The 18,410-nt window shown below is 73.1% G+C and carries 8 protein-coding genes; 3 read left to right on the top strand and 5 right to left on the bottom strand.

The window, feature by feature from the left end:
• Window positions 1-147 precede the first annotated feature (147 nt).
• The 3 genes from CLV28_RS13330 to CLV28_RS13320 all read right to left on the bottom strand — a co-directional run bounded on the left by CLV28_RS13330 (window position 148) and on the right by CLV28_RS13320 (window position 12,426).
• Window positions 148-11,181 carry a DUF7927 domain-containing protein gene (locus CLV28_RS13330; protein ID WP_157802647.1) on the bottom strand — a complete coding sequence of 3,678 codons (11,034 nt, stop codon included), beginning with the start codon at window positions 11,179-11,181 and terminating at the stop codon, window positions 148-150.
• 424 nt (window positions 11,182-11,605) lie between these two features.
• Window positions 11,606-11,980 (bottom strand): SHOCT domain-containing protein, encoded by a 375-nt coding sequence (locus tag CLV28_RS13325; protein WP_100423833.1) that lies wholly within the window; start codon window positions 11,978-11,980, stop codon window positions 11,606-11,608.
• Window positions 11,977-12,426: a DUF6325 family protein gene (locus CLV28_RS13320; RefSeq protein WP_100423832.1), complete on the bottom strand. Its 450-nt coding sequence runs from the start codon at window positions 12,424-12,426 to the stop codon at window positions 11,977-11,979. Before CLV28_RS13320 ends, CLV28_RS13325 begins: the two co-directional genes overlap by 4 nt.
• Before the next feature lie 173 nt (window positions 12,427-12,599).
• Here CLV28_RS13320 and CLV28_RS13315 point away from each other — a divergent pair, with 173 nt between their 5' ends.
• Both CLV28_RS13315 and CLV28_RS13310 read left to right on the top strand, forming a co-directional pair.
• Window positions 12,600-13,967 carry an AI-2E family transporter gene (locus CLV28_RS13315; RefSeq protein WP_239073170.1) on the top strand — a complete coding sequence of 456 codons (1,368 nt, stop codon included), beginning with the start codon at window positions 12,600-12,602 and terminating at the stop codon, window positions 13,965-13,967.
• Entirely contained in the window at window positions 13,967-15,391 is a 1,425-nt protein-coding gene (locus CLV28_RS13310; RefSeq protein WP_100423830.1) for a cation:proton antiporter, read from the top strand. Before CLV28_RS13315 ends, CLV28_RS13310 begins: the two co-directional genes overlap by 1 nt.
• Here the strand turns inward: CLV28_RS13310 and CLV28_RS13305 are convergent.
• Window positions 15,349-15,975 (bottom strand): low molecular weight protein-tyrosine-phosphatase, encoded by a 627-nt coding sequence (locus tag CLV28_RS13305; RefSeq protein ID WP_308440379.1) that lies wholly within the window; start codon window positions 15,973-15,975, stop codon window positions 15,349-15,351. The two genes, CLV28_RS13310 and CLV28_RS13305, sit on opposite strands and share 43 nt — an antisense overlap.
• A 139-nt stretch (window positions 15,976-16,114) precedes the next feature.
• Here CLV28_RS13305 and CLV28_RS13300 point away from each other — a divergent pair, with 139 nt between their 5' ends.
• On the top strand, window positions 16,115-16,387 hold the full coding sequence (locus tag CLV28_RS13300) for a DUF4190 domain-containing protein (RefSeq protein ID WP_100423829.1): 273 nt from the start codon (window positions 16,115-16,117) through the stop codon (window positions 16,385-16,387).
• A gap of 317 nt (window positions 16,388-16,704) precedes the next feature.
• Here CLV28_RS13300 and CLV28_RS13295 read toward each other — a convergent pair whose 3' ends face one another.
• Window positions 16,705-18,345 carry an HAD family hydrolase gene (locus tag CLV28_RS13295; protein ID WP_100423828.1) on the bottom strand — a complete coding sequence of 547 codons (1,641 nt, stop codon included), beginning with the start codon at window positions 18,343-18,345 and terminating at the stop codon, window positions 16,705-16,707.
• Window positions 18,346-18,410: the final 65 nt, after the last annotated feature.

Below are 18,410 nucleotides of genomic sequence, written 5' to 3'. Positions count from 1 at the left end.
CGAGTACCGACAAGTGCATCCTTTGTCACACACGGGCGATTCGACGGCAACCCGAGACGTCGCGCGCGCGTGCTTTCACCCGTCGCACGGCGGACGCCGCCGGGCCGGTGCCCGGCGGCGTCCGCCGTCATGCGACCTGCGCTCGGGTCACGGGGTCTCCCGTCCCCGCATGCGCCGCACGCCCGCGGTGATGACCGCGCCGACGAGCAGCATCGCGGCCGCGAGGCCGACGAGCCCGAGCACCTCGGCACCCGTGCGCGGGAGCGGGGTCGTCGGCGGCGCCGCGGTCGGCGGGGCCGGCACGGGCGGGTCGACCACGGGCACCTCGGTCGAGCAGTTCGGGTTGTTCTCGGCCAGCAGCGCCGGGAGCGTGAGCGTCCCGACCTGCGGACCGGCCCCGAACGGGGCGCTCATGCTCGGGTCCGCCGCGCACGTGGACTCGGGCGGGCCCGTGACCACGTTGAGCAGGTTCGCGTCCCCGTCGCCCGTGACCGTGACCGAGTAGGTCAGGGTCACGGACTCGCCCGGCGCGAGCGGCCCGGACCACGTGAGCTCCGGGTCGTCGAACGACGCCGCGCCCTGGTCGGGGCTCACCGCGACGTCGTCGCGGTACGTCGCGTCGTCGAGGACGTCGGACATGTCGTCGGTGATGACCGCCGGCTCGTCGTCGGTGTAGACGAACGTCCCGGTGTTGGTCACGACGACCGTGTAGCCCACGGTGTCGCCCGGCGAGACCTCGTCCCCGGCGTCCGACGTCTTGACGATGTCGAGCGCCCGGACCGGTGTGGTCGTGGTGCAGCCGTCCTCGCCGCCCTCGAGGCAGTTCGACTCGGGCGGGCCCGTGACCGTGTTGACGAGCGAGCCGTCACCCGAGGGCGGGTCGTCGACGGTCACCGTGTAGGTGATCGTGACCGACTCGCCCAGGCCCAGCGGGCCCGACCACGTGAGCGTCGTCCCGTCGACCGTGGCCTCGCCCTGGTCGGGGTCGACCGCGACCGACGCCGCGTCGAGCGTCGCGTCGTCGAGCACGTCGGACATGTCGTCCGTGACGACCGCCGGCTCGTCGTCGGTGTAGGCGAACGCCCCCGTGTTGGTGACCGTGACCTCGTAGGTCACGTCCTGGGTCGCGCCCGCCCAGCCCTGCTCGTCGGGCGTGGACGCCGTCTTCTCGATGCCGAGACCCTTGACCGGGGTCTCGGTCGTGCCGCACGGGCCGCCCGTCGCCGGGTCGACGCCGTCGACGCACTCCGGCGGGCCCTTCGGCACCGGGCCGCACACGCCCTCCGTGCACTCGGGCGGCTCGGTCGGGTCGAAGACCACGTTGGTGAGGATCCCGTCGCCCGTGAGCGGGTCGTCGACCGTCACCGAGTACGTGAGCGTCACGGTCGCACCGCCCGCGAGCGGACCGACCCACACGAGCGCGTCGTAGTCCGGGGCGAAGACGACCTCGCCCGCGTCCGGGTCGACCGCGCCGTCGTCGTTGTAGACCGCGTCGTCGAGCACCGCGGCGAGGTCGTCGACGACGACCGCCGGGAACTCGTCGGTGTACGCCGCCTGGCCGGGGTTGGTGATCGTGATCGTGTAGGTGACCGTCTCGCCGGGGCGCACGGCCCCGTCGGGATCGGCCGTCTTGGTGAGCTCGAGCGTGCGCTCGGGCTCGATCACGAAGCAGCCCGGGGCGGTCGGGTCGGCACACGTCGACTCGGGCGGGCCCTGCACGGTGTTGAGCAGCTCCGCGTCACCCGTGATGGGCGACGACACCGTGACGCTGTACGTGATCGTGACCGACTCGCCGACGGCGAGCGGACCCTCCCACCGCAGCACGGGCTCGGTGTACGTCGTGCTGCCCTGGTCGGGCGAGAGCGCGACCGACGACTCGTCGAACGTCGCGTCGTCGAGCACCTCGGTGAGGTCGTCGTCGAGCCAGGCCGGCGCGTCCTCGGTGTAGTCCACCTGACCGCTGTTGGTCACGACGATCTGGTAGTCGACCGTCTGCCCGGGCTCGAGAGGTCCTTCGAGCTCCTCGCCCGTCTTGACGATCGTCAGGGCCCGCACCGGGGTGCTCGTCGAGCACTCCGGGTCGCTCGGGTCGGCCTCCGGGTCGCAGTTCGACTCGGGCGGGCCGGTCACGACGTTGTCGAGGAGCCCGTCACCCGTGGGCGGCGCGTCGACCGTCACGGCGTAGGAGACCTCGACGCTCTCGCCGACCGCGAGCGGGCCGGACCACGAGAGGGTCGTGGCCAGGACCGTGACCGAGCCCTGCGGGGGCGTGGTCGTGATCGACGTCCCGTCGAGCGTCGCGTCGTCGAGCACCGCCGACAGGTCGTCCGTGAACGACGCCGGGTCGGTCGCCGTGTAGGCGACCTCGCCCGTGTTCTCGACCGTGACCGTGTACGTCACGACGTCGCCCGGGAGCGCCTCGTCGACGTCGACGGCCTTGGCGATCCGCAGCTCGCGCTCGAGCGTCGGCACCTGGGTCGAGCAGTCGGGGTCGTAGCCCTCGGCCTCGGGGTCGGTGACCGCGGGGTCGGGGCAGTTCGCCTCGGGCGGGCCGGTCACCGCGTTGGTGAGCACGCGGTCGCCGGACGCGGGGTCGTTCACCGTGAACGAGTAGGTCACGGTCACCGTCGCGTCAGGGTCGAGCGGGCCCGACCACGCGAGCGACGTCCCGTCGAACGCGGCCGCGCCCTGGTCGGGCGAGACCACGATTGAGTCCTCGTCGAACGTCGCGTCGTCGAGCACCTCGGACAGGTCGTCCGCGAACGACGCCGGGTCGTCCTCGGTGTACGCGCCCTCGCCCGTGTTCGTGATCGTGATCGTGTACCCGATCTGGTCACCCAGCTCGACGCCGTCCTGCGCGTCCGAGGTCTTGACGATCTCGAGCGACCGGACCGGCACCGTGACCGTGCACTCCGGGTCGGCCGGGTCCTGCGCCGGGTCGCACGGCGACTCGGGCGGCCCGACGACCGTGTTGTCGAGCACCTGGTCGCCCGTCGCCGGGTCGGCGACGACCACGGTGTAGACGATCTCGACCGTCTGGCCGACCGCGAGCGGGCCGGACCACTGGACCGAGTCGCCGTCGAACTCCGCGTCGGAGGTCGCCGGCGTCGGCGGGGTCGCCGTCGTGGAGATCGTCCCGAACGCCGCGTCGTCGAGCACCTCGGCGAGGTCGTCGAAGATCGCCGCCGGGTCGCCCTCGGTGTACGCGACGCCGCCCGTGTTCGTCACGGTCAGCGTGTACGTCACGGTGTCGCCGAGGTCCGCCACCGCGACGTCCGCGGCCTTGGCGACCGCGAGCGAACGCACGGGCACGGTGACCGTGCAGTCCGGGTCGGCCGGGTCCTGCTCGGGGTCGCAGTTGGACTCGGGCGGGCCGGTCACCACGTTGTCGAGCACGCCGTCGCCCGAGACCGGGTCGGCGACCGTCACGGTGTAGGTGATCTCGACCGCGTCACCCGGGTCGAGCGGGCCCGACCACGTGAGGGTCGTGCCGTCGACCGTCGCCTCGCCCTGGTCGGGATCGACCGCGACCGACGACTCGTCGAGCACCGCGTCGTCCAGCACCGCGGACAGGTCGTCCTCGATCGTCGCCGGGTCGTCCGCGGTGTACGCCGCGCCGCCCGTGTTCGTGACCGTCACGGTGTACGTGACGTCGCCGCCCGGCAGCACCTGGCCCGGGGCGTCCGAGGTCTTGGCGATCGCGAGCGAGCGCACCGGCACGGTGACCGTGCAGTCGGGGTCGGCCGGGTCCTGCTCCGGGTCGCAGTTGGACTCGGGCGGGCCGGTCACCACGTTGACGAGCGAGCCGTCACCCGTGAGCGGGTCGTCGACCGTCACGGTGTAGGTCACCGCGACGCTCTCGCCGACCGCGAGCGGGCCCGACCACGTGAGCGTCGAGCCCACGAGCAGCGCCGTGCCCTGGTCGGGCGTGACCGCCACCGACGTCGGGTCGGCCGTCGCGTCGTCGAGCACCTCGGACAGGTCGTCCTGGAACGAGGCCGGGGCGAGCTCGGTGTAGGCGACCTGGCCGGTGTTCTCGACCGTGACCGTGTAGGTCACGACGTCGCCCGGCAGGACCGGTCCGGCCGTGTCGGCCGACTTCGCGATCGCGAGCGCCGGCGTGAGGGTCGGCACCTGCGTCGAGCAGTCGGGGTCGTAGCCCTCGGCCTCGGGGTCGGTGATCGCGGGGTCGGGGCAGTTCGCCTCGGGCGGGCCCGTGACGGCGTTCGTCAGGGTCCCGTCGCCCGTGACCGGGTCGTCCACGGTGACCGAGTACGTGATGGTCGCGACCGCGCCCGGGGCGAGCTCGCCGCTCCAGGACAGGAACGGTTCGTCGTACACGACCGCGCCGGTCGACGCGGCCGCGTCGTTCCCGTACTGCGCGTCGTCGAGCACCTCGGACAGGTCGTCCTCGAAGGTCGCGAGGTCGGGGTCGACGTACGCGAAGCCGCCCGTGTTCGTGACGGTCACGGTGTAGGTGACCACCTCACCGACCACGACGGCGTCGGTCGGGTCGGAGGTCTTGACGATCTCGAGGGCCCGGACGGGCAGCTCGACCACGCAGTCGGGGTCGTAGCCCTCGGCCTCGGGGTCGGTGACCGCCGGGTCGGGGCACTGGGCGCCCGTGACCGCGTTGAGGAGCACGCCGTCGCCCTCGGGCGGGTCGTCGACCGTGACCGTGTAGGTCACCGTGACCGGCGTGCCGGCCTCGAGCGGGCCCGACCACGTGAGGGTCGTGCCCGAGACCGTGGCCTCGCCCTGGTCGGGCGTGACGGTCACCGAGGCCTCGTCGAGCGTCGCGTCGTCGAGCACGCCCGAGAGGTCGTCCTCGAACGACGCCGGGGAGTCCTCGGTGTACGGCGCGGTGCCGGTGCTCGTGATCGTGACCGAGTACTCGACGACCTGGCCGGGGACGACCGAGCCCTCGGCGTCCGACGTCTTGACCACGGACGCCGCCTGGACGGGCGTCGTCGTGGTGCACTCCGGGTCGGCGGGGTCCTGCTCGGGGTCGCAGTTGGACTCGGGCGGACCGGTCACCACGTTGACGAGCGACAGGTCGCCGTCGGACGGGTCGTCGACCTCGACCTGGTAGGTGATCGTCACGATCTCGTCGACCGCGAGCGGGCCGCTCCAGGTCCAGCTCGTGCCGTCGAGGACCGGGACGGGAGGTGTCCCGCCGGCCGACGACGTGACCGCGAACGAGGTCTCGTCGAGCGTCGCGTCGTCGAGCACCGCGGCGAGGTCGTCCGAGACCTCGAGCAGGTCCGGCGCCTCGTACGCGACGGCGCCCGTGTTCTCGACCACGACCGTGTAGGTCACGACGCTGCCCGGGACGACGGGGTCGTCGTCCGACGTCGTCGACTTGGACAGCGCGACCGAGCGGACCGGGGTGCTCGTGGCGCAGTCGGGGTCGGACGGGTCGGCCTCGGGGTCGCAGTTGGACTCGGGCGGGCCGGTCACGACGTTGTCCATGACCCCGTCGCCGTCGGCCGGGTCGTGCACCGTGACGGCGTAGGTCAGCGTGACCGAGTCGCCCACGTCGAGCGGGCCGGTCCAGGTCAGCGTCGGCGACGCGAACTCGAACTCCCCGACCCCGGCCGGGGACGTCACGGCCCCGCCGAGGTAGTCGGCGTCGTCGAGCACGTCGGTCAGGTCGTCCGCGAGCACGACCGGGTTGGACGCGGAGTAGGGCACCTCGCCCGTGTTGGTCACCACGACCGAGTAGGTCACGACGTCGCCCGGCTCGGCCTGGCTGACGTCGACCTCCTTGAGGACCGTCAGGTCCGCGATCGGCGCGGGGATCGTGACCGTGCAGGCCGGGTCGGCCGGGTCCTGCTCGGGGTCGCAGTTCGACTCGGGCGGGCCCGTGACGGTGTTCGTCAGGATCCCGTCACCCGTGATCGGGTCGTCGACGACGACGGTGTAGGTGATGGTCGCGACCTCGCCCGGCTCGAGCGGGCCGGACCACGTGAGCTCGGGCGCCGTGTAGGACAGCGTGCCGACGTCCGCGTTGTCGGAGGTCACGGCCGCGTCGAGCTGGTACTCGGCGTCGTCGAGCACCGAGGTCATGTCGTCGACCATGGACGCGAGGTCGGGGGCCGCGTACGCCACGGCGCCCGTGTTCTCGACCGTGATCGTGTAGGCCACCACGTCACCCGCGGACACCGGGACGCTCGGGTCGACGCCCGACGACGACTTGACGATGCGCAGCGAGCGCACCGGGGTCGAGGTCGAGCAGTCCGGGTCGGACGGGTCGGCCTCGGGGTCGCAGTTGGACCCGGGCGGGCCGGTCACGACGTTCTCGACCACCGCGTCGCCCGTGACGGCCTCGTCGATCGTCACGGTGTAGGTGATGGTCACGGTCCCCCCGACCGGGATCGGCCCGGTCCAGGTGAGGTTCGGTGCGGTGAACGTCGCAGTACCCGCCGAGGCGACCGCGTCACCCCCGAAGGCTGCGTCGTCGAGGACGCCGGTCAGGTCGTCCGTCAGCGTCGCCGGGTTCTCGGCGGTGTACGCGACGTCACCCGTGTTCTCGACCGTGATCGTGTACGAGACCGTGTCGCCCGGCAGCACCGTCGCCCCGGCGTCCGAGGTCTTGGTGATGTCGAGGCCCGGCACGAGCACGGGCGTGCGCGTCACGCAGTCGGGGTCGAACGCGGGGTCGTCCTCGTCGGTCACGGCGGGGTCGGGGCACTGCCCGCCCGTGACCGCGTTGACCATGACGCCGTCCCCGTCGCCCGGCTCGGCGACCGTGAGCGAGTACGTGATCGTCACGCTCTCGCCGACCCCGAGCGGGCCGGCCCAGGTGAGCGTCGTGCCGTCGAACGCCGCAGTGCCCTGGTCGGGCGTGACGACGAGCGCGTCGTCCCACGTCGCGTCGTCGAGCACGCCGGTCAGGTCGTCCTCGACCGTCGCGGGCTCGTCCGCGGTGTACGCGGCGCCGCCCGTGTTGGTCACGACGAGCGTGTACTCGACCTGGTCGCCCACCGCGACGCCCTCGGGCGACGAGACCGTCTTGACGACCTCGTAGTCCGCGACCGGGGTCGACGTCGAGCACAGCGGGTCGGCCGGGTCGCTCAGCGGGTCGCAGTTCGACTCGGTCGGGCCGGTCACCACGTTGTCGAGCACGCCGTCGCCCGAGACCGGGTCGGCGACCGTGACCGTGTAGGTCACCGTGACGACCTCGCCCGGCGCGAGCTCGCCCTCCCACGAGAGCGTCGAGCCGTCGAGCGTGAGCTCGCCGCGGTCCACGCCGTCGACCTGCGCGCTCGACGTGCCGAACGCGGCGTCGTCGAGCACGTCCGTCAGGTCGTCCTCGAACGACGCGAGCTCGGGCGCCTCGTAGTCCACGAAGCCCGTGTTCTCGGCGGTGATCGTGTACGTCACGACGTCGCCGGGAGCGACCGGGCCCTCGGGCGCGGCCGACTTCTCGATGTGCAGCGCGCGGTCCGGCAGCTCGACCGTGCATCGCGGGTCGGCCGGGACGCTGTTCGGGTCGCAGTTCGACTCGGGCGGGCCGACGACCGTGTTGTACAGGTCGCGGTTGCCGTCCGTCGTGTCGGGGTCGAGCACCGTGACGGTGTAGGTGATCGTCACGGTCTCGCCGACCGCGAGCGGGCCGGACCACGTCAGGTCGGGCTCGGTGTAGTCGAGCTCGCCCACGTCGGGCGTGACCGCGATCGACGACTCGTCGAGCACCGCGTCGTCGAGCACGTCGGAGAGCTCGTCGGAGATCGCGGCCGGGTTCTCGTCCGTGTAGGCGATGTCGCCGGTGTTCTCGACCGTGATGGTGTACTCGACCTCCTGGCCGGGGATCACCTCGGTCAGGTCGCCCGCGGACTTGACGATCGTGAGCTCGGGCTCGAGCACCGTGACCTGGTAGTCCTCGACCTCGCCGCCGACCCACAGGCCCGTGGGCAGCGGGGCCGCGTTCGCGCCGGCGAAGAGCCGCACGCGCAGGTACGTCTCGCCGCCGACCTCCGGCCCGGGCACCGTGACCGGGTACGTCGCGACGCCCGACCCGGCCGGGACCGTCACCGCCGTGCTCGCCTCGCCCGCGTCGAAGACGCCGTCAAGGTCCGCGTCGAGCCACGCGACGAGCGTCGCGTCCGTCGTCGAGTCGTTGGTCGCCGTCACGTCGAGCGTGAGGTCCTGACCGAGCAGCGCCGTGACGGGCTCGCTGACGCCGCCCTCGTCGTCCACGTCGGCGGAGTCGTCACCGTCGGCCCCGGCCGACGGCGCACCGTCGTCCTCGACGTCGACCGTGTCGCTGTCGCCGAGCATCAGGGGTGCGGTGTTCGTGTCCTCGTCGTAGTCGACGACGCCGTGCCGCGCGCCGTCCGCCGCGATCGTCGTCCCGTAGGTGTCGGGCGCGTCACCGAGGTCGAGCGGCAGGTCGACGACCTCGACCAGGTAGTCCTCGACCTCGCCGCCGCTCCACGTGCCCGTGGGCTCGGGCGCGGCGTTGGCGCCCGCGAAGAGCCGGACGCGCAGGTAGGTCGTCCCCACCGAGTCCGCGGCGGGGAGCTCGACCGTGTACGCCGCCGAGCCCGACCCGGCCGGCACCGTGATCGCGGTGCTCGCCTCGCCCGGGTCGAACGTGCCGTCGAGGTCCGCGTCGAACCAGGCGACGAGGGTCGCGTCCTCGGTCGAGTCGTTGGTCGCCGTCACCGGGATGCTCGGGGCCTCGCCCACGAGCACGCTCAGCGGGACGGCGACGCCGTCCTCGTCCGCGACGTCGGCCGTGTCGTCACCGTCGGCACCGGCCGACGGCGCGCCGTCGGTCTCGGCGTCGACGCGCGAGCCCAGCATGAGCGGCGCGGTTCCCGCGGTCGAGTCGAACGACACGATGCCGTGCCGGGCGCCGTCGGCGTCGTAGGTCGTGCCGTAGCCCGTCGGGGCGTCACCGAGGTCGACCGGGACGGGGCTCGGGCAGCGCGAGCCGTCGTTGCCGGTCGAGGCGGGGCCGTAGGAGAAGAACGTCGGCGGCTGCGCCGGCGCGTTCAGGTTGAACCGCCAGATCTGGCCCGTGCCGTTGTTCGACGCGTACATGTACCCCGCGTCGTCCATGTACGTCGCGCCCCACTGGGCACCGATGCCCGCCGAGTTGGACGGGTTGACGCCGTCCGGCGCCGTGATGATCCCGTAGGGCGCGACGACCTGCGTGCTGGCCGTGCCCGTGCTCGGGTCGAGCGAGAACAGGACCGTCGTGCGCGGGTTCTGGTTCGTGTTGTACCCGACCGAGTAGAGCAGACCGTCGTGCCACGACCAGTCGGCGCCCGAGACCAGGTTCGCCGCGGTCGTGCCGTACGACGGGTCGCCGGCGACGACGTCCATGAACGTCGGTGACAGGGGGTCGACGTCGACCGCGATCCACGACGCGAGCCCGCCCTGCGTGGTCGAGCCGTACCAGATGCCGTCGGGCGAGACGTCCCCGATGTTGAACGCGGTCGAGACGAGGTCGTCGACGTCGAAGTCCACGCCCGAGAAGTCGGGCTGACCGAGGTTCTCCTGGGTCTGGAGGTCGACCGAGGTCCGGATGAGCTCGGGCGGGTTCGTCGACTGCCCCGGGACCAGCGCCCCGTAGTTCTGCCCGTCGAGCGCGTTGAAGCCGACCCCGTTGACGCCGAACTGCGGCACGTGCCCGCGGTCGACGAAGTCGCCCGTGACGAGGTCGACGTCGTACACCGTCGTCGGCGGCTCGGTCACGAACTGCCAGAGCTGGGCGGCCGCGGGGCACTGCACCGCCGGACGCTCCTCGAACGTGATGTCGGTCGACCCGGGCTCCGCGAGCCCGAACAGGTCGGTGAAGTCGTCGGGCCCGTTGGTGTAGGTGCCCGCGACGTCCGAGGTGACCCCGACCGTGACGGTGCAGGTCACGAGGTTCGTGCCCACGAGGTCGCCCCCGGTGAGCGAGACCGTCCCGGTCGCGACGTCGGTCGTGACGGTGCCGTCGCCGCACGTCGTCGACGACGTGCCGGTCAGCTGGAGGTCGCCGTCGTTGAAGACGTCCGTGAACGAGAAGTCCTCCTTGGGCCCCGACGGCGTGTTCTCGTCGACCAGCGGGTCGTACGTGTTGGTCACCGTGTAGGTGAGGGTCGCGTCGGCGCCCACCGGGAGCGGGCTCGCCGAGAACTGCTTGTCGAGCTTGGGGGTCGTGTCGAGGATCGTGATGTTGTCGAACGCGGTGTCGTTGCCGGCACCGGACTCCTGCTCGTTGAGGATCTGGATGCCGATCGAGTCGCCCGTCGAGCGCAGCGCAGTGTCCCCGAGCCAGGTGCCGATGCGCGTCTGGCGCGACTGGTTGGTCGCGCCGACGCCCGGCACGACCATGCCGTACTCGGCGTCGCGTGCCACGACGCACGTGTCGACGGGTTCGCTGAACGCCGAGATCGACGTGCCGTCCGCCTGCGTCACGAGGAACTGCGGCTCGGCGCCCACGGCCCCCGAGACGTTGCAGCTCTGGCTCGCCACGTCGACCGAGAACTGGTAGTACCGCCCGGGGTCGACCGGGAGCGGCTGATCGAACTCGAGCATCGACCCGGGCTCGATGGTCTGCCCCGTCCCGACGTTCGTGTACGACGAGACGATGTGGTTGTCGTCGGGCGTGTCCGCGGGCACGATCCCGAGGTACGGGTACTTGGCGTTCTGGTGCCACTCACCCATCGCGCGGGCCATCGAGCGCAGCCGGTTGAACCAGGTGTTGTCGGCCTGCGCCCCGGTGGGGATGCAGCCGTCCGTGGGGTTGAGCAGCGGGTCGGGCCACGACTGCGGCCGCGGCGAGTCGAACGTGTTCGCCTGGTACGAGATGGTGCCGTGCGCCGCGACGATGATGCCGTTGCAGAAGTTGCCCGCCGCCCAGTCCTGGTCGGCCGAGTACGTCAGGCCGTCCACGTTGGTGTAGCCGGGCTGGTAGTTCGCCTCGGTCCCGGCCGCGCCGTACGGGAAGTCGGTCAGGGTCTGGACGAAGTCGCCCGCGTCCCAGTCGTTCTCGTTCGACCCCGTGCCGGCCTCGTCGGGCTCCTGCCAGGTGATGTTCTCGAAGTTCTCGAAGTAGAAGAAGCTCGGGGACTCCATGACGCCCGGCTGCCCCGGCACCGCGGCAGCCTCGGGCGCGGTCGCGACGTCGAGCACCGGCACCGCGACCAGACCGAGCGTCAGCACGAGCGAGGTCGAGGCCACCGAGGCGACCGCCCTGCTGCGCGTGCGGCCCACTCGTCCGCGTGGTGCCTGGGCGCCCGTCGCCCACGTCGAAGCCTTGACCATGATGGAACCCCCGATGGATGTCGCGAGGGCGGGGACGTCGTCGAACCCGCCCGGGTCGGCTTCTCCATTGCCACACGGGTGTCGGGGTACTGCAATCGCGCATCGGGGCCGTCCGGCGTCGCGATGCCCGATGCGTCCGGCCGTGTCAGGACATGGACGGTCAATCTCACCCGCCGGTCGTCACCAGTTCGTTATCTTGCGAGTTCCTGGACGCGCTCTGGGAACGACGATGCGGCGCCACCCCGAGGGGTGACGCCGCATCGGACGTCGCATCGGACGCCGCATGGTGTCGGGCGCCGCATGGTGTCGGACGCCGCCGGGCCGGCTCGGCCCGGCACGCTCAGCCGAGCAGCTTGGCCTTGGCCGCCGCGAACTCGGCGTCGTCGAGGATCCCGGCCTGCTTCATCTGGCCGAGCTTCTCGAGCTGCGCCATGAGGTCGTCGCCGCCGCCCACGGGCGTCGCGGCGACCTGCTGCGGCGCGGCCTGCGCCTGCAGCGCGGCCTGCTGGGCCGCCGCCTGCTGGGCCGCGGCCTGCATCTGCGCCTGCTGCTGCTCCGCCTCGTACTGCTGCGCGGCGTACTGCTCCTGCTGCCGGCCCGCCTGGCGGCGGTTCTGAGCGCCCGTCACGGCGTTCGCGGTGCCCGCGATCACCGCGGTGCGCGCCATCGTGCCGATGAGCCCCGGACGGCCGACCCGTCCCACGCGTCCCCTCATCGTCCCTCTCCCTCGTTCTCGGCCCCGGCGAGCGCCGCGACCTCGTTGACCACGTCCGCCGGGATGCGCGTGCTCTGCAGCACGGCCGCGCCCGAGGCGGTGACCGCGCCGACGAACCCGCGCGACCACGTGTGCTCGACCACGAGCACGAGCGCCGAGGTTCCCGGCTCGAGCGACTCGGCGACCTCCTGGAGGTCCTCCTCGCCCGCGAGACCCGGCATGTCGAGGCCGACCTCGGCGAGCGCCGGGTACTCCTCGAGGTCCTCGAGCTCCTTGGTCGTGAGCTCGCCGTCGACCGACGCCGACACGTACGCGACGTCGAGGAGGTCCACCACGTCGGCCTCGACCAGACGACGGATCTCCGCGGTCACGGCGTCCGGCACACCGCCGCCGGGCAGCCCGACGACGATGAACTCGACGGGCCCGAACCCTGCTTCTGCTGACATGCTCGCTCTCCTTCGTCCGGGCGCCGCGCGCCCGGGATCGTCGACTCACGCGGTGCGATGCTCGCACCTCGATCGTCGCACGGCATCCCGGGAGGATCCTGGGCGAGGCGGCCACGCCCGCGGGGTGCCCGACGGCGGCGCGCCGCGCGCAACGGCCCGGTATCGTCGCGCGCATGACGACCCCAATGGGCCCCGTGGGGCCAGGAGCGGCGGACGGCGGGGAACGACCGCTGCTGCACGACTCGCGCCGCCCCCCGGCGTGGCTGCCCCGCAGCCTGTTCATCGGCGCGATCGCGGTGTTCCTCGCGATCTTCGCGTGGACGGCGCTGGGCCAGCTCAACGGGCTGATCGTCAACCTGCTCATCGCGTTCTTCATCTCGCTCATGCTCGAGCCGATGGTCGTGTGGCTCGTGCGCCGGCGCTGGCGTCGAGGTGCCGCGACCGGCGTCGTGTTCGTCGGGTCGATCCTCGCCGCGTGCGCCGTGATCGCGCTGTTCGGCAACCTGTTCGTGCAGCAGCTCGTGCAGCTCATCAAGTCCGTCCCGGACCTCTACGCGGACGTCGCGACCTGGGCGCACGACAGCTTCGAGCTCGACCTGCCCCCGAGCGACGAGCTGCTCAAGCGTGCGCTCGGGCAGTACGGCGACGACCTCGCCGGGATCCTCGCGGGCATCGGCACCTCGGTGCTCGGCGTGTTCTTCTCGGCGCTGACGATCGGGCTCGTGACGTACTACCTCATGGCCGCCGGCCCGCGCTTCCGGTCGTCGATCTGCTCGTGGCTCACTCCCCGCCGCCAGACCGAGGTGCTCCGGCTGTGGGAGATCACCCAGATCAAGGTCTCCGACTTCATCAGCTCGCGCGTCGTGCTCGCGATGTTCTGCAGCGTCGCGACGTCGATCTTCCTGTTCGTGATCGACACCCCCTACGCGCTGCCGCTCGGGCTGTTCACGGGCGTCGTGTCGCAGTTCGTGCCGACCATCGGCACGTACATCGGCGGCGCGCTGCCCGTCGCGATCGCGCTGACCTCGCAGGGCACGACCGAGGCGCTGCTCGTGCTCGGTTTCATCCTGGTCTACCAGCAGGTCGAGAACTACCTGATCTCGCCCCGCATCACCGCACGCGCGCTATCGATGAACCCGGCCGTGTCGTTCGTGTCGGTGCTTGCGTTCGGGGCCGTGTTCGGCGCGCTCGGCGCGTTCCTCGCGCTGCCCGTGGTCGCGACCTTCCAGGCCGCGGCCAACACGTGGTTCACGCGCCACGACCTCGTCGAGTCGCACATGCTGCACGACCCGGGCGAGGAGGGCGGCGAGCCGCTGCGCAAGGACACCGAGGGTGCTGAGGGCACGGACGAGCGGGGTGCTGCGGCCGCCGCGCGCGCCGCGGCGGCGAAGGACGCCGAGGACGCCGCGCGCGCGGGCGACGGCCACGGCCTGCTGTTCCGCGGGCGCAGCGCGTCCGAGAAGCGCCGCCAGCGCAACATCCGCGCAGCCCAGGACGCCGCGGCCGAGGCCGACCGCCGCCGCCGCGACGAGGCCGGCTGATGGACCTCACCACCGGCATCGCGATCGTCGTCGTGCTCGGCGTGCTCGGCCAGGTCGTCGCGCGTCGGGTGCACCTGCCGTCGATCCTCGTGCTGCTCGCGCTCGGCCTCCTCGTCGGGCCCGTGACCGGGATCCTCGACCCCGACGCGGTGTTCGGCAGCGGGCTCTTCCCGCTCGTGTCGCTCGGCGTGGCGCTCCTGCTCTTCGAGGAGAGCCTCAAGCTCGACTTCCGCCGCCTGCGCGGGGGTGCGCGCCGCCCGGTGCTCGGCCTCGTCACGATCGGCGCGATCCTCACGGGGATCGGGGCGACACTCGCGGCCTGGCTCGTGCTCGACCTCTCGATCGGCAAGGCGGCCGTGATCGGGGCGATCCTCATCGTGTCCGGGCCGACCGTCGTCGGCCCGCTGCTGCAGATCATCCGGCCGCGCGAGCGCGTGAGTTCGGTCCTCGCGTTCGAGGGGATCTTCATCGACCCCATCGGGGCCACGATCGCGCTCACGGTCGCGAACGTCGTCCTGCACGAGGCCGCGCCCCGGCTGTTCCAGACGGGGCTGACAGGGATCGGCACGGGCGTCGTCGTCGCCGCGGTCTACGTCGTGGTCGTGCGGTGGGGGCGCATCCCGCCCGGCACCGAGGTGATCCTCGCGATCGCGTTCGCGTTCGTCGCGTTCTCGATCGCAGAGGGGATCCACGAGGAGGCCGGCCTGTGGGCGACGACGTTCCTCGGGGTCGCGCTCGCGAACCAGCGGTTCGTCGACATCGAGCCCCTGCACGAGTTCGGCGGGCACCTGGGCATGCTGCTCGTCGGGTCGCTGTTCATCCTGCTCTCGGCGCGCGTCGAGCTCGACGCGCTCGTGCGCTACGCGGGCGGGACGCTGATCATCGTCGCGATCCTCGTGCTCGTGCTGCGGCCGCTCGTCACGTCGGTCGCGACCGTGGGCTCCGACCTGACGCGCAACGAGAAGGGGCTCGTCGCCTGGATGGCGCCGCGCGGCATCGTCGCCGCGTCGACGGCCTCGGTGTTCGCGCTCGAGTTCGAGGCCGCGGGCGACCCGTTCCCGCAGCTCGTGCCCGTGGTGTTCGGCGTCGTGCTGCTCACCGCGATCGTGTACGGCCTCACGGGCTCCGCGGTCGCGGGCCGGCTCGGCGTGCGGGCGGACGACGCGGAGCAGCTCGACGCGGACGGCGTGCCCGTGTCCGTGCCGGGCGAGTCGACGCCGCGGCGCACGGTCGTGCGGCTGCGCGGCGCGCGCGAGCGGGCCGACGCGAAGGCCGCGGCCGAGCGTGCCGGGACCGTCGCCGACACGACCGCGATCCGGGTCGACCCGCCGCGGGCCGCGACGTGGCACCGGGACCCGGGGTCGCGGACCCGAGCCGACCGTCAGGCGCCCGAGGACCCGAGCGCAGGACCCGAGCCGCGCTGACCTGCAGCGCCTTGATCTGCACCGCGCTGGCCGGCACCGCGCTGGCCGGCACCGCCCTGGCCGATACTGCCCTGGCCCGCGGCGAGCAGCTCGACCACGGCGGCGACGACGCCCTCGGCGCCCGCCTCGACCTGGTCGAGGCACGTCACGAAGTCCTCGACGCCCCCGAACCACGGGTCCTCGATGTCGAGCAGGTCGGCGGGGTCGTCCGGGCCGAGGCGCGGCGCGGTCGGGTCGAACGTCCGGTACATGCGCACGTGCGCGCCGTCGTTGCCCGCCGCGCGCACGAGCCGGTCGAGGGCGCGTGCGTGGCGGGCCGTCATGGGCAGCACGAGGTCGCGCGCCGGCAGGTCCGTCGAGAGCACCTGCCGCGCGGTGTGCTCGGGCACGGCGTACCCGCGCTCGGCGAGCACTGCCCGGGCGCGCGGGTCGATCGGGTTCCCGGCCTCCTCGTCGCTGACCCCCGTCGAGTCGACCACGACGACGTCGCCGAGCCCGGCCTCGGCGAAGCGTGCGCGCAGCACGACCTCGGCCATCGGGGAGCGGCAGATGTTGCCCGTGCAGACGGTCATGATGCGGAACATCGCGCCATTGTCTCGTGGGCGGCCCCGGGGCGCGCGGGGCGTCTCGCCCACAGGACGGCCGTGACGTCGCGCCCGATCGTCGAGAGACTACGCGCGCGGCGACGCCCGGTCGGCGCACCGAGTCGACGATGGAGCACTCATGAGCTACGACCAGAAGTCCCCCTACGGCGCCGCACCGCAGGCGCCCGTCGCATACCCGGGGCCCCAGGGCGCCCCCGAGAAGAACCCCGGCAAGACCCTCGGCATCGTCGGGTTCGTGTTCTCGTTCCTGTTCGCCCTCGTGGGCCTGATCCTGTCGATCGTCGCGCTCAACAAGTCGCGCGCGGCGGGCTACTCGAACGGTCTCGCGGTCGCCGGCATCGTGATCTCCGCGGTCGTCATCGTCGGCGGCGTGTTCTCCCGCCTGGGCTGACGACGCCGCGCGGAAATTCCCTGGTGCCCCTCCGGGACGCGGCGTAGCGTCGTCGTCACGAAGGAAAGGAGGTGGTCCGAGGAATGATCAAGCTCGGGACTTTCGAGGTGGCTGCGCGCTAGTCGCAGTCCGCAGGACGGCCGCTGAGCCGGTCCAGCCGGACCCCTGACCGGCGAGACCGACGCAGCCACCGGGGCCCGCGGGGGTCGTGCACTCGTCCAGCACGACAGGTGGGAGACCACCGACCCGCGGGCTCTTCCCTGCCCGCGGCCATGTCGTACCGGTCGTGCCATAGCGGTCGTGCCGTAACGGTCGTGTCACCGCGGCCAGAGGTCGATGAGCTCGCTGACCTCGGTCAGCACGTGGTCGGGCGCATGCGCGCCCCGCGCAGCCCCGAGCGCGAGGTCGGCCGTCTCCCCGCCCCGGACGAGGACGACGTTGCGCACCCCGGCCCCGCGCGCGGCGGGCACGTCACGGGCGGGCTCGTCCCCGACGAACCAGGCGGTCGCCGGGTCGGCGCCCATGACGCGCAGCACCTCGACGACGACCGCCGGGTCGGGCTTGCGGCGTGCGAGCTCGCGCGCGCACGCGACCGTCGCGACGAGGTGGTCGACGCCCAGGTCGGCGAGCTGGGCCCGCAGCGCGGACGCGCCGAGCGTCCCCGAGACGACCGCGACGGGCACGCCGACGTCGCGCGCGTGCTGCAGCACGGCGCGTACCCCGGGGCGCAGCTCGGCGCGCAGCGCGGTGCTCTCGTGCTCGGCCGTGAGCGCCACGGCCTCGGCGCGCAGCCACGCCCGCACGGTCTCGCGCGCGGGGGGTGCGACGCACGCGTCGAGCTCGTCGGCGACGAGCTCGCTCCAGAACTCGACGGGCGTCACGGCCCCGTCGTAGGGCGCGGACCCTGCGGCCTCGGTCGCGCGCGCGACGGCCCGGGCGACCGCGGGGCCGTCGACCACGACGCCCACGGCCGCGAGCCGGTCCGCGACGCACCGCGCCCGCTCCTGCGCCGCGCCACGGTCGGGCACGGTCGTCACGGTCACGCCGACGTGGTCGAGCACCACGGCCGACGGCGGGTGCTCGACCCGCAGCGGCGCGCGCCGTCCGCGCGGCACGCCCGGCACGGCGCGTCCCGGGGCGCTCACGGGGGGCAGCGCCCGGTCGAGGGCCAGCGCGACGTCCGCGAGCGACGCGACCCGCAGGTCGGCCGGGCGGACGCCGGCGAGCGGGCCCTCCTGGACGCCGAGCAGGAGCACCGCGCCCATCTCGGCGCCACGGCCGGCGCGCACCGACGCGCGTCCCGCTCCCCCGACGTACCAGGTGCGCCGGGGCGCGGCGCCCAGCGCCTGCGTCGCGAGCCGCAGCGCGGCCGGGTCGGCGGGGTGCAGGCCCGTCTCGTCCGAGCAGACCTCGACCGCGACGTGCGCGCCCGACAGCCCGTGCGCGCCGAGCACCGCGCGCAGCGCCCGCCCCGAGCGGGTGCCAGCGACGAGGCCCACGCGCACGTCGAGCGTGCCCGCGAGGTCGAGCAGCGCGTGCGCGCCCGGGTCGGGCGCGTGGTCGTGCAGGATCGGCACGAGTGCGGCGAGCAGGTCGTCGGACGCCGCGACGAGCGCGGCCCGCGCGCCGGGCGGCAGCGGCCCGGAGAGCAGCTCGACGGTCCCGCGCGCACCGAGCGCGGGCGGCGTCGGCGCGTGGCCCGCGGCGGCCTCCCACTGGTCGAGCGCGTGCAGGCCCTCGGCGAGCACCCCCGCGAGCACGGCCGGGTCGATCCGGTGCCCGGCCCGGTCGAGCACGTCGCGCACCACGGGGGTCAGCGCGTCGAGCGCGTCGGGGCGGGGCGTGGGGTGCAGCACGACGCCGAGCGCGTCGAGCACGAGCGCGGCGGGGCGCGTCCCGACCGCGCCGACGCCCGGTCCCGCGGCGTCGACGACCCGCCGCGGGTCCGTGGTGGTCATGGGACCCCACGCTAGGCAGCGGGCGCGACCGGGCGCGGACGCCCGAACGACGACCGGGTGAACGC

Origin of the sequence: Sediminihabitans luteus, from assembly GCF_002797595.1 — a bacterium.
GTDB classification, from domain to species: domain Bacteria; phylum Actinomycetota; class Actinomycetes; order Actinomycetales; family Cellulomonadaceae; genus Paraoerskovia; species Paraoerskovia lutea.
Note: the sequence above shows the minus strand (reverse complement) of the source record. Positions and strands in the feature narration are given on the sequence as shown.